Origin of the sequence: Rhodopirellula baltica SH 1, assembly GCF_000196115.1 — a bacterium.
GTDB classification, from domain to species: domain Bacteria; phylum Planctomycetota; class Planctomycetia; order Pirellulales; family Pirellulaceae; genus Rhodopirellula; species Rhodopirellula baltica.
In genome coordinates this window covers 3,146,987-3,163,646 of the sequence record NC_005027.1, presented here as the reverse complement: position 1 = coordinate 3,163,646, position 16,660 = coordinate 3,146,987, and the positions used below count along the sequence as shown (strand labels likewise).

General features: G+C 53.5%; 13 protein-coding genes. 12 read left to right on the top strand and 1 reads right to left on the bottom strand.

Going from position 1 to position 16,660, the window contains the following annotated elements:
* The first annotated feature begins 252 nt into the window (after positions 1-252).
* From RB_RS12260 to RB_RS28095, 6 genes are all read left to right on the top strand, one after another.
* Complete coding sequence (locus tag RB_RS12260; RefSeq protein WP_011120732.1) at positions 253-882, top strand: sigma-70 family RNA polymerase sigma factor; 630 nt, start codon at positions 253-255, stop codon at positions 880-882.
* A complete protein-coding gene (locus RB_RS12255; RefSeq protein ID WP_011120731.1) occupies positions 879-3,188 on the top strand; it encodes a serine/threonine-protein kinase in 2,310 nt (769 codons plus the stop codon). The genes RB_RS12260 and RB_RS12255 overlap by 4 nt, the downstream gene beginning before the upstream one ends.
* On the top strand, positions 3,185-4,663 hold the full coding sequence (locus RB_RS12250) for a hypothetical protein (RefSeq protein WP_011120730.1): 1,479 nt from the start codon (positions 3,185-3,187) through the stop codon (positions 4,661-4,663). The genes RB_RS12255 and RB_RS12250 overlap by 4 nt, the downstream gene beginning before the upstream one ends.
* Positions 4,664-4,894: 231 nt before the next feature.
* Positions 4,895-8,143, top strand: a complete 3,249-nt coding sequence (locus RB_RS12245) for a dockerin type I domain-containing protein (protein WP_231846441.1) — start codon at positions 4,895-4,897, stop codon at positions 8,141-8,143.
* 820 nt (positions 8,144-8,963) lie between these two features.
* Positions 8,964-9,449, top strand: coding sequence for a hypothetical protein (locus RB_RS12240; RefSeq protein ID WP_011120726.1), 486 nt, complete (start codon positions 8,964-8,966; stop codon positions 9,447-9,449).
* Positions 9,450-9,782: 333 nt separating this feature from the next.
* The gene (locus RB_RS28095) at positions 9,783-10,085 is read left to right on the top strand and encodes a hypothetical protein (protein WP_231846440.1); all 303 of its coding nucleotides are present in this window, start codon (positions 9,783-9,785) and stop codon (positions 10,083-10,085) included.
* 754 nt (positions 10,086-10,839) lie between these two features.
* On the opposite strand, the gene RB_RS12230 is transcribed toward RB_RS28095, so the two are convergent.
* Positions 10,840-11,280 (bottom strand): hypothetical protein, encoded by a 441-nt coding sequence (locus tag RB_RS12230; RefSeq protein WP_011120723.1) that lies wholly within the window; start codon positions 11,278-11,280, stop codon positions 10,840-10,842.
* A gap of 62 nt (positions 11,281-11,342) precedes the next feature.
* Here RB_RS12230 and RB_RS12225 point away from each other — a divergent pair, with 62 nt between their 5' ends.
* The 6 genes from RB_RS12225 to RB_RS12200 all read left to right on the top strand — a co-directional run bounded on the left by RB_RS12225 (position 11,343) and on the right by RB_RS12200 (position 16,636).
* Positions 11,343-12,077, top strand: a complete 735-nt coding sequence (locus tag RB_RS12225) for a hypothetical protein (protein WP_011120722.1) — start codon at positions 11,343-11,345, stop codon at positions 12,075-12,077.
* A gap of 43 nt (positions 12,078-12,120) precedes the next feature.
* Complete coding sequence (locus tag RB_RS12220) at positions 12,121-13,401, top strand: IS701-like element ISRba4 family transposase (RefSeq protein WP_076611259.1); 1,281 nt, start codon at positions 12,121-12,123, stop codon at positions 13,399-13,401.
* A 304-nt stretch (positions 13,402-13,705) separates the two neighbouring features.
* Positions 13,706-14,074: a hypothetical protein gene (locus RB_RS12215; RefSeq protein WP_011120720.1), complete on the top strand. Its 369-nt coding sequence runs from the start codon at positions 13,706-13,708 to the stop codon at positions 14,072-14,074.
* A 56-nt stretch (positions 14,075-14,130) separates the two neighbouring features.
* On the top strand, positions 14,131-14,616 hold the full coding sequence (locus RB_RS12210) for a hypothetical protein (protein WP_231846439.1): 486 nt from the start codon (positions 14,131-14,133) through the stop codon (positions 14,614-14,616).
* A 380-nt stretch (positions 14,617-14,996) separates the two neighbouring features.
* Positions 14,997-16,319, top strand: coding sequence for a hypothetical protein (locus tag RB_RS12205; protein ID WP_164921925.1), 1,323 nt, complete (start codon positions 14,997-14,999; stop codon positions 16,317-16,319).
* A gap of 71 nt (positions 16,320-16,390) precedes the next feature.
* The gene (locus tag RB_RS12200) at positions 16,391-16,636 is read left to right on the top strand and encodes a hypothetical protein (protein ID WP_231846438.1); all 246 of its coding nucleotides are present in this window, start codon (positions 16,391-16,393) and stop codon (positions 16,634-16,636) included.
* Positions 16,637-16,660: the final 24 nt, after the last annotated feature.

The following is a 16,660-nucleotide window of genomic DNA, read 5'->3' as shown; positions in this document are numbered from 1 at the left end:
TCTGTTGTGCGTTCGCCGCCAGTTGTTCAGTCGCACAGATCTCGCCAAAGTCGGCATGAGAGCGGTCGAGCAACCCAGGCTCGAAATACGCAACGAACTTGTTGCTACTCGATTCGCTAGGCTGCAGGAATCGTGGTTCCTGGCTAGAAACCTCGCACTGTCAAATTTTTTGCGTGACAATTCACTGTGATCCCTGTCTATCACTTGGACGTGTCTGCAATTCCGGTGTTTTAAAGGAGCAGCGAAATCGAATTGAACCCACCGAAAAACTCTGACTACACCCAGGTTGACCGACTGCTCCAAGCAGCGAGAAATGGCGATGCTGCTGCGCTAAGCACGCTGTTTGGTCTGTATCAAAACTACGTGCGATTGTTGGCCGCTTCGCAAATTCGAGCTCGGCTACGCGTGAGAGCGAGCGAGTCGGATGTCGTTCAGGAGACGTTGCTGAACGCGGCACGTGGCTTCAGTGAGTTTCGCGGCAGCACTGGAGGCGAGTTTGTGACTTGGTTGAGAGCCATATTGACGCGAAAGATTCAAACTCATGTGGATGCGCAAGCTCGAGATGTACGGCGGGAAATCTCGTTGGATACCGTTGGCAAATGGGTCGACCAGTCCTCCGTTCGACTCGAAAATGTGTTGGCAGCTAGCGATCCGACACCCGTAACACAGCTTGCTAATCAAGAGCGGAGCGTCTGCGTCGTTAATGCTTTGGCGGAGTTGAGCGAAGATCACCGGGAAGTGCTTCTATTACGGAGCATTGAAGGTCTCAGCTTCCCGGAAGTCGCTGATCAGATGGATCGATCTCACGGAGCGGTGCGGATGCTTTGGCTGCGTGCGATTGAAGCTCTGCGAGACAAACTCCAGACGGAAAGTGAACCATGAATGCTGATCTTGATACCACTGATGAACGTCTGTTGTCGGTTCTGGAGGAATATCTGGAACGTCGCTCGGCGGGCTCCGTAACGCACCATGATTTCATCGCAGAATGCCAGGAACGCTATTCGGATGGTCGATTCGAGGATCGGCTGCCGGGTTTGCTCACGAGTTTGGACGCTTTGCATGGATTTGCACCGGAGAGTGAGTCTGCTTCCCCTGCGCCAGTTTGGGGTGGTCTTGCGTCACGGACCATCGGTGACTTTGAGGTGATACGGGAAATTGGCCGTGGCGGAATGGGGATTGTCTACGAGGCCAAGCAACTTTCGCTCGAACGAATCGTGGCACTGAAGATTTTGCCGAGGTCCATCACATTGGATCAGAAGCAAGTCGCACGGTTCATTTTTGAAGCTCAGGCCGCAGGTGGTTTGCACCATCCAAACATTGTGCCGATCTACGGTGCCGGAATCGAAGACGGTATCCATTGCTACAGCATGCCGTTGATTCGAGGACGTTCTCTCGATGAATTCATCTATACCGACCGGCCTGAGGTGGAAGATGCGATTCGCTGGGCCCTCCAAGTTGCCAACGCGATTGACCATGCCCACCGGTATGGTGTCATCCATCGAGACATCAAACCCTCCAACTTGATCGTGGACCAGGACGGCAAGATTTGGGTGACTGATTTCGGGTTGGCACGATGCCGGCAAGGAAACGGCAGTGATGTGAATGGAATCACGGGTAGCAACGCGGTCGTCGGCACGCTTCGCTACATGAGTCCGGAGCAATCGCTGGGCAAAGCCTCGTTCGTCGATCATCGCGCTGATGTGTATTCGCTTGGAGTCACACTTTACGAGATGTTGTGTGGTGAACGCTTCGATGGGAGTGATCCCGCAAGCGTTCGACGTCGCAATCCAAAGGTCTCACGCGACCTCGAGACGGTATTGATCAAGTCATTGGCAAAGGAACCCGCCGAACGTTATTCAGCGGCAGGGGACCTGGCAGAAGACCTGAGGCGAGTGTCAGATGGTCTTCCAATATTGGCCCGGCGACCGTCGCTCTCTGATCGAGTTACCAAGTGGACGGTTCGCCACCGGCGTGTTGTTGCTTCTACCGCGGCTGCTGTGTTGGTCGCGTTGGTGTTGTCGCTCATGGCGATGCTGAAGTTCGTGCAGCAACGCTCCGCTCTTCGATCGGCGTTGGCGCAATCGGATAGTAGCCTCGTCATGGCCGCTCGCAACTACGAAAAAGCTCAGGCCAATTTTCAGCAAACCCGTGAGGTGCTGGATCATTTCGGTTTGATGGCCGCGGAACGATTGCGTGGTGTTGCCGGTGCCGAATCCGTGCGTGAGGATCTCGTTGGCGCGCTGCTTCAATACTACGAGCGATTTGCGGGCGAAGTGGAGGCAGCCCCAGAACTCCGGAATGAATTGGCTCGAACTCATCTGCGAGCGGCAAAAATCATCGAAGAGATTGGCGCCACTCGAAGAGCGTTGGCGACCTATCAGCGAGCTGCAACCATTTTGCTTGAGTTGCCACCGTTACCAGCCAATGAGCACGAATTGGCACTTTGTCTGAACAGCATTGCGGTCCTGCAAGCGGAACACGGAGAAACGCCCCAAGCTGAGTCAAACTACCAAAAAGCGATCCAACGACTCGAATCACTCGATCGTCATGAAACCATGGCAATGGTACGGGGCAACTATGGATTGTTACTTTCATCCGTCAATCGCCAGGAAGATGCGAAGCGCGAATTGGAGCGTGCGATCGACGAATTGTCTCGGATGGAATCCGAGAGCCAATCGACCCGACTGATCGCGGCCAAGATCTGGAACAACCTCAGCCACCTCGCTCAGCATGGAGATTTGGAAGGAGCACTCGGGATGAACCAAAAGGCGATTGACCTGCTGCGAGTGGGACGCAGGCCGGATCATGACCGAGGTCCGTCTGATGGAGACAGGCGTGACTTCGAGAAGAAACACGCGTTGGCACAGAGCCTAAGCAATCAGGCTGCCCTGTTGATGCGTTTGGGGAGGCACGATGATGCCGTTGTCTGCTATCAGGATTCAGTTGCATATCTTCGGGAAATCGTTGAGGAAATGCCGATGGCGGTTCGCTACGCCGAAGAGCTCGCAATCACCTACAACAACCTCAGTCGACTGTTGTCTCAACAATCTCGTATGCCAGAGGCTCTGCACGCCACAATCCAAGCTCGTAATTTGATGCGATCATTGGTTCAGCGTCTTCCCAATGAGGATCGGTACCAAGAGGCTTTGGCCGGCGTCCAGAAAAACTTAGAAGGTTTTGCACCATGACAGGCTTTCGAACTCTGCGATTTGAATTGATGGAGCCACGTCTTTCGCTTGCGGCCAATGTGCTTGATATCGTCGCTGAATTACAAGCTGAAATCGCAGCACATGGGATGGATCCGCAGCGGCTTCAGGCCATCGTTGACGAATTCACAAGTTCTGATACGAAAGCACCTGCGAATCAATCGGAAACGTCATCACCTGGGCTGACCGGCTCGAGCGATTCGCCGATGGTGCGATTTCGAGTTGACGTTCGAGATTCACTGCATCGCCCAATCGAAAATCTGCAGGTTGGAATTGAGTACTACGCGAAGGTTTACGTTCAAGACTTGAGGGACCTCACGTCCGAAAATCCAAGCAACAGTGGATTCGGGGGAGTTTTCCAAGCTTGGGTGGATCTTCAGTTCAGTGACAATCTCAGACCAACGGGCAACGTTTTACTGAACGAATCTTTTTCAAGTCATGCCGCACCCGAGATGGATGGGAGGATTCTTCGAAACCTTGGTGGGACTTCGAGCGATTTGAATCCTTACGGTAGTGCAGAGCAGCTTTTGATTGACGTTCCTTTTGTCGTACTTGGGACTGATCTTCCGAGTCGCATCCAAGTTGCGCCAGCCGCGGACCAGTTGGAGCCGGTGCTGCTTTTTGGGGCTGGTAATGTGATTGGAAATCAAAACATTGCAGCATCCAGCGTTGAGTTTCCGTCGGTTGCTCGTGTCGATCCAACGGATGCTGGACGCGGTCCAAGCAGTGGCGACACGGGCGATTTGGTTCTCTCATACCCCGAAGTGTTTTCGCCTTTGCTGGAGCGAGTTGATACGAAAGATTCTTCGAACTGGGGTGCATTGGATCCTCATTCGGAGTCGTTTGTCTCGTTCATCCCAACGTATCGAGACAACGGTTTCGAATTGCGTTTTAAACGACGCGGGGAAGTGGAGGGCAAAGAAGATCGATCCGAGGATCCGGACCAGGTCGCCCAGTCGCAAGATTTCAGAACGCCTTTCAAACACCGAAGCGAGGCATCGTCCGGAAGCCGTGAAGACGACACCGAAGAGGAAGACAATCCACAGGAGCGAGAGTCGAAGTATGACGGATTGTTCTATGACGAAGCTCTGTTCTTGGAAGGAGCGTTCTTGGAAACGTTTCAGTCCGAGTTTCGTTTGCATTTTCGGGTTTTCTCGACGCCATGGAGCATGCAAGAAGATTCGCAAAAGTCGAAGCCCGTCCAGGACTCAGGCAATCTGGGAGAGGACTTCGTGGATATTGCCGCAATCTTGAGACCCAGTCCCCCAGCAAAAACATGGCGTGAGACAGTGGACAAGATCATTGCGGGAGTGCAACTCTCACCGATCGTTGAAGAGGATCGATCTGTAGATGATCCGGGATCGATAGAAGAGTCGCCGGACGGTCTCAGTCCCCGCCAAAAGCTCGAAGAGTTGAACCGCAACCCAAGTGATCCGAACCTTCAGGATTCCATCTGATCAACACAGGATCTGGGACATTCGTCGACGTCTACAGCATCCTCCGCGATGCAGACGCGTTGAATACTCGACGATCAAAATCCATTCGACAGTTTGTGATGCGACTCGTTCCAGAACAAATTTCGATTTCTTCGCGTGACAGGGGCCCGAATTTCACGTCTATCAGATTGAAGGCGAACCACGTCGTCTTCAACTATGAAAACCTGTTCGAGTGATCCCGCTGAAGTCACGATGAATCCAAATCGAAAACGCCTGCGTCACGAAGTTCTTGAATCCCGTCAGATGCTTGCTGGTGATGTCGGATTCAGTGCCTGGACGGATCCTCTTGATGCATCGGATGTCAACGGTGACGGTGAAGTAACGGCATTGGATGCGCTGGTTGTCGTCAACGGACTCAATCGACCTGATTCCTCCATCTTAAAAACGCATGTTCCGCCAATCCTTGGTGGAGAGGGAATTCATTACGATGTCAATGGAGATGGCGAAGTCAGCGCAATCGATTCGTTGCGAGTCATCAATCGACTCAATCAAGGGATCCTCGTTCAACCGGAGGAAGCGGTTTGGACGGGAGCAGAATTGTCGGAAGACTCCGTCGCAGCAACCGATTTGGTCTATCGAAATGACTTTGCTCGCTCAAGGAGCGTTCTGTCACCGGCAGGACCAATCGATCGGTTCAGCTTCACCGCTGACCAAAATTTTGCGGCCGTCGATGTCAATTCGTTGGCGGAAGAATCTCACGTTAAGGTGCGTGTCCTTGACGAATTTGGCGTTGAGATTGCGGTGGCATCTGAGATGGGGGATCGCAAAGACTTTGAAGGGTTCAAGTTCCCCACTCATGTCGGGCGTCAGTATCAAATCGAGGTGGAACTGACTTCCGGACGCGCCGAATCGTTCGGGTACTCGATGGATGTTCTGCAGTTTGAGTTGCAAGATTGGCCATCCGTTCAAGTCTCCAACCTACCTGGCTTTGGCTGGATGAATACGATTGGCACGGAGATGCCGATTGGCAACGACGCCCATGCTGATGTTTTTGGTGATGCAAGCTTAGTTCGAACGTTCGACCAGCAGGCCGAGGTGAATGCGAGCATCGACACAACCGGCGATCAGGATTGGTTCCGTGTGCCCAGCATCAGCAACGCTATTACCGTTAGCATCATTGGACGTGACAATTTTCCGGTGCGGTTTGATGTCTACGATGCCGAGATGAATTCTCTGCAGCCGACGACGACACTCAGTAACACTGGAGAGGTCAACTCAGCAACTTATTTGGTAGACCGCCCCAGCGAAGTCTTCATTCGGGTTGCTGGCGTCAGTTCGCAGGTCGGCCGGTATAAGCTTCAGGTTCGTGACTCCGGCGCAACGCCACCACCGATTGGTTCAATGGGCTCGTTGGAATTGGATGACCAAGTCGGGAACCAGCTCGCGGACGCCGCCGAATTGCATTTTCGCGGCGAGGTTTTGTCTTTCGATCAACGCCTCGAAACCAGCGAGGATGTCGATGTTTTTCGTGTTCCAACCACAGCCGTTGCAAACGTCTTCGTCATTGGCGTGGCAGGCATTCAGTTTGAACTGCTTGATGCAGAAGGCAAAGTGATTGACCGAGCGGATCCGATTTTCCAGAGCGACGGAGCACTGGACATCGCCAGCTACACATTGCCCACCGATCAACAATTGAACGCGGAATCATTTGTGCGTGTTTGGTCGGACCGTGGAGCCGTGGGCTGGTATCAACTCACGATCGCGATTGGTCAAGAGTTGCCGCAAACGGATATTGAGACTCCGTTTGATGTCTTCGCGTCAAGTGAATCTCCTGACTCGGAACTCGGCAACGACCGTCATTCTGACGAGTTGCTGTCTGCAACCCGATTCACGACCACTACGGCTGAGACGATTGTTTCCAATTTGGATTCGGCGGATGACTTGGACACGTTTTACGTCGCGGGAATATCGAACGTCGCGACATTCAGTGTTCACACCCACGACCCGATGGGCATCAAAATCACGCTGCTTGATCGAGGCGGAAACGTGCTGGAACCGCTCACAACCATTGTTTCCGGCAATTCGCTTGGTGTCTCGTTCTTCATGCCGACGCTCAAGGAATTTGTCGATGAACTGGGCAATCCCAAGCGTATGCTGTTTGTGCAGGTTTCCTCCATCGATGGATCGACAGGAGAATACAAGTTGATCCGTGGGTACACGCCTATTCCGATGGTGCCAGACGAGATCATGGGCATTGATGGACATGATGGATCCGTTTTCGAAGCAACGCTGATCACAATATCCCCCATCTCGCATGAGGTTTACTCCAATCTGGATGGAAAGAATGATCGTGATGCATTCGAATTCACCGCGTCCACTGCGGAGGCGTGGTTGACCGTTGTCCGCAGCGAACAGTTGGGTATTCAAGGGATCGGAACGGTGGACCTCTTCACGACGGACGGTGTGCTCGTTGAACCAACTCGGGTCGTCGAAGCACCCTTTGAAAGCTTCGTCTCTCGATTCATCAGAAAGAGTTATGAGCTGACCGCCGGTGAAAACTACGTGGCGGTCGTGTCGAATGAAGAGACCAGTGTCCAAGGAAGCTATCGCTTGCAAATTGATGCACTTGGCGACGTTTTGAACGCTTTTGACCTCAGTGCTGCGGATTCCGTTCTCATTCCTGACCTAGAATCTGTCGCCGAGCCAACAAGCATCCTTGGTGCCGGCGTCGATTGGGTCACTGTGCCTTTGAGCATTCAGCTCGACGGTATTGATGACGTGCAATTCGTTCGGTTCACATCCTCGGATTTAAACGTTTTGGTGAATACGCCGACTGGTTCCCCCGCGATCATCACAGACGTCTCACTCCGGTTTCGATTGTTCAATCTGACTGACGGCGTGCAGTTGGGCGATCCGGCAAAGTGGCACGACCAGAACTACTTGGCAGAGCAACTGTCCAGTGCGACTGACAATGCCACTCGAGATTACGTGCTTGCCGTCTGGAGCCCCAAAGGTGAGGGGACGTTTGAAATGGATCTTCAGATTGGCCGAAGAGTGGTATCGCAGACGGATGACGTCGCAGACACGTTCACAGATGCCCAACCGCTTGATCTTCAAAACGGGGACATGGTGCTCCCTTCCACAGGTACACAGGATCCCAGCGATGGTTTGTACACACGCTTCGCAACGGACCTCCACGACACGAAGGACATGGACGTGTATCGCATCGAAGCTGCCAATTTCATCACGCGGGCTGGTGTGATGTGGGCTGGGATGGAGGCTTTTGATCCAGTGACACAGCTGGAAGCAGCCAACCGAATTGTGCTGGAACTGTATGATGAAGATGGAATCGCCGTGGCCAAGCACGCAGCTGACGCGCTTTTGCTGAACCAGTGGACGTTCGAGTCTGTCGATTTCGAGACCGAAGTTGGCGAAACGTATTTTCTGCGGATTAGCCAAACGACTCCAAATCCAATTCGGTGCAGATTGTTCATCGCGTAGTTGCAGTCGCAGAACTGATCGTCGAGTCGAATGGAGAGTTTCGGCACAATCATGCAGATCAGCTGGACTGTTCTCGCTACCCTTTGATTCATATCGAGAAACGGTCAACTGTTTTGAATGGGCACGCGTTTACAATCATCTCGATTTGCTCGAGTGCAACGTAAGCCGATGTGGCGTATTTCAACGAGGTGTTTGGAAACAGTTGCGATGCGACAGTGTCATGCAGGGAGAAAATATGAACGATTCTTTCGAAACAGCCTGGGAGATGGGTTGGCGGGAAAAGATAGAGGATCGCCTTTGCGATCTCGGGTTTGACAATGTCTCGAGTTTCCTAGCGGCGTATCCATCGTTGCCGATGTACCAGGTGGCTAGAAAGCTAGGTCCGCACGTCGCAGCCGCTCAGTTGACCCAGCTAAGTTTCAGAGACGTAAAATCCAGAGAAGAATTTGAGCTTGCCGCGAGAGACTTGCTAAGCCGTGTGTTGCGATCGAACTTGCGAAAGGGCTGGGAATCAGGTGTCCACTCCATGCGAATGATGGCGGGAGCTCGCTCTGAATGGCTGTCGGCCATGGAGTTCCGAACCGGACTCCAGAATATGAGACCCACCGCCTTGGCGATTTGGAGTGAACTTGAAAGCGTCTCACCGCCAACAGGCTGGTTGCCTCGTGGTTCGAGTGACGACATTCTAAAGCAGGCAGTGACAAGCGGTGCGGCAAAATCCAACGTGAATCTGTGAGGTACAAGTTCATCGTTCGTTTGCCAGCCATCGCATTCTAGCTGACGCCGATCCGCATCCACACCAACACACGCAAATCTGCGAATGCTTGATTTTCGAATCGAACCAATTGGGGTGATCCTAACTCTTCGTGGCAGCGTGCTTCGCGTTTGTGATACCAGCATGTACTTTGACTCGGGACTTGATATCGAAATGCCTCCCGGTGAATACAGCATCGCAGCCATTTTTGATGGGTCCGGTGAACCTATCGGTATGGAGGCAAAGCAATCCAACCGGGAAAGCACGCGTGAACTCGTCGGGGAAGTGACGTTCGCATATGGTCAGTTTGGGCTGTTTGACAAACAACAAACCGATCGCTGCTTCGAGATGATGCCTGACATGGAGAAGTATTGCTCTCAACTTCAGAATGACTTGCAACATGGTCACATCAAATTGAACGACGATGTGCAAGTGCCGTACTTCCGGTGCGCCGAAGGTGCCGCAGTCGTATACCGATTGCTCCAACAAGAAAAGACGACGGGAATACTTATTCAGTTCGGGTATCTTGATGAGGACGGCGGCGAGGGGTGATCAGACACTTGTCAGTGGCGAGATTGGGGCACCATTGCGCCACTGCAACTGTCGCACCGGACTGTGTTTGGCTGTCGGTGCGATACCAGTGACCCGGAAGGTTGCGTATTCCGATGTGTGCGCGGAGGACGTAACTCAATGAAGAAAATTGGACCTGAATTTCAGCTTCTAAGACCCAACGCAGAGAAGGCGTTGCATCCGGTCTGGATGCAGGTGTCAGACCTTTTGGTTTCGAGAAGCGTAGATTTCGACAGTGTGCTCTGGACGACCGACTATCTCAGCTCGACTCTTGCGGTCCGCATTACCAACGCAGACAACGAGAGCCATTCACCCATGAACGATTTGTTGTACTCGACGCCTGCGATCGCGAATTTGCTGAAGGTTTTGAAGCGAATCCACGAGGATGATTTCGGCGACGAAGTCCTTCTTCCGTTTCGCTCTGTCTATGAATCCTGGATCGATCATGTCATCTTGCGTTCGTTCAATTCGTCGCGTGTGAAAAAGGCACTCAGACGCGTGATCAGCGATCGCCCAACATTCAGTGTGGTCTCGACGACGGTCGACGAAGGGTTTGCTGGCGACGTGCGGAAACTGTGGCCCTGCATGGAATCAAGAGCTTCGAATCCCCCAAGGTAAATCGAAAAAATCGCTCGAGGTAAAATGGACTTTTGCACCCAGCGTTCCAGAGAGGCTCCCTCGACGCGGGCGAGTTCCGGCAAACGGGGGCGTCAGTTTGTCTTGTGCAGCTGGGGCGAACGCGAGACGGAAAGTTCAGACGCATTGGTATTGAGGGCGACGGCCTTCCTCAGCATCGCCTGAAAAAGCTTTCCTGGAACGATGCTGGTTCTCAGGCTCTGCGTGGGAACCTGGTGCATGGCAGGCTCTGCCTGCTGTGTGGCGAGGCGGGAGCCTTGGGAGCATTGCGTTCCCATGCGGGAGCCTGGGGACGAGCGTATCACCTGGAAGTGTCTGTGTCCGTGGCAAGCTGAGAGAGTCAGGAAGTTGAATTGAAATTACCGAAAAACTCCGACTATTCCCAAGTTGACCGTCTGCTCCCGGCAGCGCGAAACGGCGATGCTGCTGCGTTGAGCACGCTTTTTGGGCTTTACCAAAACTACGTGCGATTGTTGGCCGCTTCACAAATCCGAGCTCGGCTCCGCGTGAGAGCGAGCGAGTCGGATGTCGTTCAGGAAACGCCGTGGCCGAGTATGCGGCTGGTGCAATTTTGCTGAGCCAGTGGACGTTCGAGTCTGTCGATTTCGAGACCGCAGTTGGCGAAACGTATTTTCTGCGGATTAGCCAAACGACTCCAAATCCAATTCGTGGGAGATTCTTCATCGCGTAGTTGCGGTTACCGAATTGAAGGTCGAGCCGAATCAGGCGTGTCGGTTTAGCGAGAGCGAGATGCAGGGTTCAGCGGCAGGTCTCGGAGTTCGCTGCCAGACTGAGATGCGAGTGAGCCCTCTGGGGTAAGCTTGTATTGGAGGTCCATGTAGTAGCGATCGAAATCGGAGTCCTCGCAAGGCCGTAATTCGTATCGAGAAACAGTCAACTGTTTCGGTTGGATGAGCGTCTCCAGTTCAAGCAGCTCAATTTGCCCGAGAGCAGCGTAGGGCACAGTGACGGATTCCACGGAGATGCTTGGAAACAGCCAGGACTCGGAGTCGCCGAGCGTCGCAGATCCGCCAATTTTCTCAATGGTCGCGATCAATTCACGGCGTTGTGCTTCTCGCCGAGCGACGAGAGCGAACACTCCAGCGAATGCCGATAGAGCCAAAAGCATGACGCGGATAGAAACTTGCAGGTGAAGGAATCGTTGCCCGTTTTTCATTCCAGCTCAATCCATGGTTAGGTGACGAAAGTCGAAAACCGTTCGCCTCCGATTGTAACGCGATGGAAGCCGCAAAAATCGACAACGTGCCAAGCACCGAACTTCCTGAGAAGAGAATGTGGTGCCGAGTTGTCGCTATGATGAAACAGTCGCTGTACGCAAGGTCGCCTCGGTTCATTGGCGGCAATTCACGTGGGCAATTGAAACGCGGAGTCGCGGAGTTTACGGAGGAAAGCAACCGTCGGAATCAACTCCGCGATCTCTGCTTCTCCGTTTGCTCCGCGTTTCAACTATCCAGCGTTCCACGACCAGCAGACTTGCGTATCATGCTAGCAGCCTCATTAGCAAACGGAACTAGAAATACGACCATGACACATCAACCCACGCCACGCATCAAAAAAGACTGGGCCAAGCGTGAATGGCGAAGCATCGTGAGCAATTCAGACTTCTTTCAGTCCGACATTCGCAGAGTCACTAAAAAAATTGATTCAGAACTCTCAGAACCCACTGAGAATGAGTTTGGAAAGTATCTTTCAGGTTCAGCATCCCTTGCCGCTCTGACCGCGGCTCATGCGATTGAAATGTTTGATGCATCCCGTGTCGACATGGGATGGGAACTCATTGCTACATCGCTCCAATATTTTTTGACTGAGTTCAAACTCGATTTTGCTATGGGATTCCCGCATGCTCATCCAGGTGTCATGAACAGAGCTTCGCTGATCTATTGCACTGCTTTAGCAACCAAGTCTAGTGCTACAGCGCTAACTGGTGTTGTAGAGGGCCGGGCTTTTCGCTGAGAATAGCAGCTGGAGATTTTGTTTGCTGCACGGAGAGCTTGGCATGGATGTCGCTGAACTGGAACAACTCGAAGATCGGTTAAATGCTTACTTGGCTCGCTTTGGCGATTGTTTTCGACGAAGCGACACGAGGGCTCATTTGACGACCTATGTCCGTGGTCAACTTTCCGACCTGGACGCCAAGAGTGTGGAGCCGATTGCGTTGCAAGCCGGTACACCGGTGCGAACCTTGCAGGAATTTATCGCCCAGCATCGGTGGGACGAAGATGGACTTCGCAGGAGGCTGATCCACATCGTCCGTGATGAGCATGTCAACAAGAACACTGTCGCGATCATTGACGAAACCAGCGACGTCAAGAAGGGCGACAAAACGCCTGGCGTGCAACGACAGTGGTGCGGCAAAGTCGGCAAGCAGGAGAACTGTATCGTCACGGTTCATCTGGCTGCGGCGAACGAAGACTTTCACTGCATGGTCGATGGTGAACTGTTCCTCCCCGAGAGCTGGAGTAACGACCGCGAGCGTTGTGCCGCCGCCGGCATTCCCGATGAGATGGTCTATCGCCCCAAGTGGCAGATCGCGTTGGAATTGCTTGATCGCAGTAAGGAGGAGGGGATTGAATATCCTTGGCTAACCGCTGACGAAGGCTACGGCGGTAAACCTGGATTCCTGGAAGCTCTTGCCGACCGCGATCAGAAGTTTGTGCTTGAAGTGCCGCGAACGTTTTCGGTTTGGGAGAAGCATCCCGAAGTGACCGAGCAGCCCTATCGCAAGGGCGGCCGCGGCCGAGGTCGCAAGACACCCCGCGTCAAGAGCGGGGAAAGTTCGCCGCGAAGTGTTGAAACAGTGTTCTGGCACGGCGAAGCGATGAAAGCGAAACGCTGGAAACGCTACCGCGTCAAAGACGGCGAGAAAGGTCCCATCATCTGGGAAGCCAAGCGGGTTCGCGTCACACTCAAAGGCAGCGACGGACTACCGGGGCTGTCTCTGTGGTTGGTGGTCGCGAGAAACGTGCTTGACGGCGAACTGAAATTCTTCGTCAGCAACGCGAGCGAGTTCGCTTCGATGGCGATGCTACTACAGGTTGCGTTTCAGCGATGGCGAGTGGAACGTTGTTTCGAGGATCAGAAACAAGAGGTCGGCTTAGACTGTTACGAGGGGCGCCGATATTTGGGTCTGAAACGCCACTTGATCATCACGTCGTTGAGCTATCTGTTTCTTTCGCAAACCTGCCAGCAGGAGCGGGAAAAAAAATCCGGAGTGGACAATTCAGCAAATTCGCGACGCGGTCGACGCAATCGTTGTCAGCTGGTCACTCCCTCGTGAGAGTCGTCGCATGTTGCTTGATCAGGTCGCCTCACGGATCAACTACCATCAATCACGCAACGTAGCGGCTCGCATCAGCCATACGCAAACGAAGCTCGACAGATACGCCGAACTCGGTATCGACCCCGAAAGCATCACACGATGCCGATGGCCCAAAACTTAGCGCTGTAGTACTAGGAGTGTCGGAGAATGGACGGCCCGCTTTCTAGTCGAAACTGAAGCAAAACAAGGATCGAAGCTAAGGCCTCAACCACCAAACGAATTCGAGTGCCTGTGTTTCCAGCTGGCGGCTGAAACGATTGGGGTGAAAGCAAAGCCCGAGTGGAGCACTGCAATTGGTATGGGCATGTATTATCCTCTGTGGTCCGCTGATTCGATTCGTGACATCCAGGATGCTATCGATCTCCTGGCTGTAAATAGAGCGGCGTTAAGTCTTGAAGTGCTGGACGACTACCCGCCTTTTGAGACACTACCATTCACCTTGTTCCCAGTTGAGATTTTGGCGGTCCTGCTGATCCGACATGCCGAGCAAATCCATTTCGATTTCGGTTGTATTGAATCCCCGCTCTGTCATCCTCCCGCGGAGATTGGGTGGGAAAAGCCTAGGTTGCTTGCACGCTTGGAAGATCGGATCCGAGAAAGATATGATTTTCCTGAAGTCGACTGGGAGTAGCGTATGGCTTGCAACTATTTCGGGCGATGTTTCAGAAAGGATGGGGCAAGTCGGAAATGAATGAAAGTTTGATTGAACCGACCGGGGTGAATCTGTTGCTCCGAGGCAGCGTGCTTCGCGTTTGCGATACCAGCATGTACTTTGACTCGGGACTTGATATCGAAATGCCTCCCGGTGAATACAGCATCGCAGCCATTTTTGATGAGGCTGGTGAACCGATCGGTTTTGAGGCAAAGCAATCCAACCAGGAAAGCACGGGTGAACCCGTCGGGGAAGTGACGTTCGCGTTTGGTCAGATTGGAATGTTCGACAAACATCAGGCCGATCGCTGCTTCGAGATGATGCCCGACATGGAGATGTTTTTCTCTCAACTTCAGAATGACCTGCAATACGGCTGCATTGAGCTGAACGATGTTGTGCAAGTGCCGTACTTCCGGTGCGCCGAGGGTGCCGCAGTCGTATACCGACTGCTCGACAAAGAAAAAGCAATCGGGATACTCCTTGAGTTCGGGTATCCTGATGAAAACGGTGGCGAGGCGTGATGAAACATTCGCCAGTGGCGTGATTGAGTCACCGCAAGGGGCACTGCAGCCGCCACAGCTGATCGCGTTTAAATCTCGGATTGGTACCAAGAACCCGGAAGGTTGCTATTCCCGGTGGGTGCGAAAAGGATGCAACTCCCCCATTTGTTCAACAGCCAAACTCAGGGCATCGCGTTAAGGGGGGCCTTGGCCGTTTTGCAAAGCGAACTCGAAAGCAGTGTGTTTTCAGGCTTGGGCCTGTCGTCATGTTTTGGTGTCATTTCGCGGGGCGAGGCTCGGGTCGACTAGCGGTGAGGAGAAATGCTGAAATTCTTACGATTGGGGTAAAGGATTCGGGGGCGGTGGGCCGATGAAGGGTGTGGGGGTGGAGACATTGCGCGATGACCGAGGGGTCGATCGTGAAACACATGGCTCGCCTAATGACATTCTTGCTCGCGTCCGCTTGGACTCGCACCACGATGGTGTGGGTGTGTCTGAGTGTATTGCTGTTGAGTGGATGCACGCTGGTTCCGGAAACGCGTCAGCGAGACACGCTGCACAACCCCTTCCCGCAAATGAAGCGGGTCGCGGTGCTGCCGTTTTACAACCAAAGCCATCAGCCCAACGTCGATGGCGAAGCGGTCGCTCGGTCTTACTACGCCGCATTGCAAGCAATTCCAGGCTTTGAAGTGTTGCCGGTGGGCGTCACCTCGACGCAGTATCGAGCCTTTTCGATGCAATACGGCGAACCTCGTGTCGGTGCTGATTTTCAGCGACTGGCACAAATGATGGACGTGGAGGCAATCGTTGTCGGGTCGGTCACTGATTTCGACGCTTACTACCCACCTCGGATGGGAATGACAGTTCACTGGTACGCTGCCAACGAAGGGTTTCACGTGATTCCGCCCGGGTACGGTCTGCCTTGGGGAACGGAAGCCGAAGAAAAGATTCCGGCTCGGATCGTTCGGGAAGCCGAGTTCGAATTGGCACGCAGCCAGCTCAAGACGCAAACTCCGCAACGAATGCCCGAGGCAACAGCGATCGACCAAGCGGCGGAAGACGTCGTGAAACCGGAGCCCGACTTTGCCAATGCAAACCCACTCCGAAAAGAAGCGGATCCATTTGGCGACGACGAATCGTCCAACGCCTCCGACTCCGCTGGCGTCATTCGTTTGGTGGACCATCATTCTTATCAGGCCGAAGTGGCTGAGCATCAAGTCATCAGCCCAACGATGGCCCCTTCGATCGACGATGGCGACGTCGTATGGGAGAACGGCAATGGTTGGGAAGACGAAGGCATGGGCTGGGAAGGCGATGTGATCGTCGACGGCGGCTTGGTTGACGCTATTGGTATGACTTACGAAGAAACTTGCGGATCCGAACCGTTCGCGAGCATGGCGCCATTGCCTCCAGCCTGGCCCGACCCGACGGATTTGATTCCTGATCCGCCCGCGATGGCGCCGCCCGCGATGATCGTTCAGCACGACCCGGTGATTTCGCACACTCGACTGTATCGCGGCGATGATCCTTACTTCACCCAGCGTTTGGCTGACTACGTTGAGACGGGGGATGACGCACGTGGGATGGCTTGGCAGGGTTATATCAAACGTAGCGATGATTTCATTCGTTTCTGTTGTCACTTGCACATCGTCGAAATGTTGGAGTCGCGGGGTGGTCGTGACCAAAGCGACCTCATACTGCGATGGCCCGTGAGCCGATACTGAGCAGCATCGCGGGAAACTCCCAGCGGAAGTTTCTCCGGACCCGCGACATTCGCACTCAGGACGATCAAACGATGGAAAAGGAAGTCAACGTGTTAGCCTTGGTCAAAGGCGAAGAACGTTTCATCTTCTTGTTCGACGACGAGAATCGTGACGAGACCTTGCGTCAGTTGGCTCGCTTTGCCGCCAATCCGGAACTCGATTTTTCGTGGTATGACGCCGCGATGTTGTCTCGCAAAATTCGCGAAACGGTTGTGGTGGACGACGAAGTGTCGGCGAGCTCCGAATTCGATTCGCTTTCCATTGATGACTTTGTTTGAACCCATCCGTCAGCAGTGAGACTC

Coding starts and splice junctions, on each gene's coding strand:
- RB_RS12255 (WP_011120731.1), top strand. CDS start 879: ATGAATGCTGATCTTGATACCACTGATGAACGTCTGTTGTCGGTTCTG.
- RB_RS12250 (WP_011120730.1), top strand. CDS start 3,185: ATGACAGGCTTTCGAACTCTGCGATTTGAATTGATGGAGCCACGTCTT.
- RB_RS12245 (WP_231846441.1), top strand. CDS start 4,895: ATGAATCCAAATCGAAAACGCCTGCGTCACGAAGTTCTTGAATCCCGT.
- RB_RS12240 (WP_011120726.1), top strand. CDS start 8,964: ATGCTTGATTTTCGAATCGAACCAATTGGGGTGATCCTAACTCTTCGT.
- RB_RS28095 (WP_231846440.1), top strand. CDS start 9,783: ATGAACGATTTGTTGTACTCGACGCCTGCGATCGCGAATTTGCTGAAG.
- RB_RS12230 (WP_011120723.1), bottom strand. CDS start 11,280: ATGAAAAACGGGCAACGATTCCTTCACCTGCAAGTTTCTATCCGCGTC.
- RB_RS12225 (WP_011120722.1), top strand. CDS start 11,343: ATGGAAGCCGCAAAAATCGACAACGTGCCAAGCACCGAACTTCCTGAG.
- RB_RS12220 (WP_076611259.1), top strand. CDS start 12,121: ATGGATGTCGCTGAACTGGAACAACTCGAAGATCGGTTAAATGCTTAC.
- RB_RS12210 (WP_231846439.1), top strand. CDS start 14,131: ATGAATGAAAGTTTGATTGAACCGACCGGGGTGAATCTGTTGCTCCGA.
- RB_RS12205 (WP_164921925.1), top strand. CDS start 14,997: ATGACCGAGGGGTCGATCGTGAAACACATGGCTCGCCTAATGACATTC.
- RB_RS12200 (WP_231846438.1), top strand. CDS start 16,391: ATGGAAAAGGAAGTCAACGTGTTAGCCTTGGTCAAAGGCGAAGAACGT.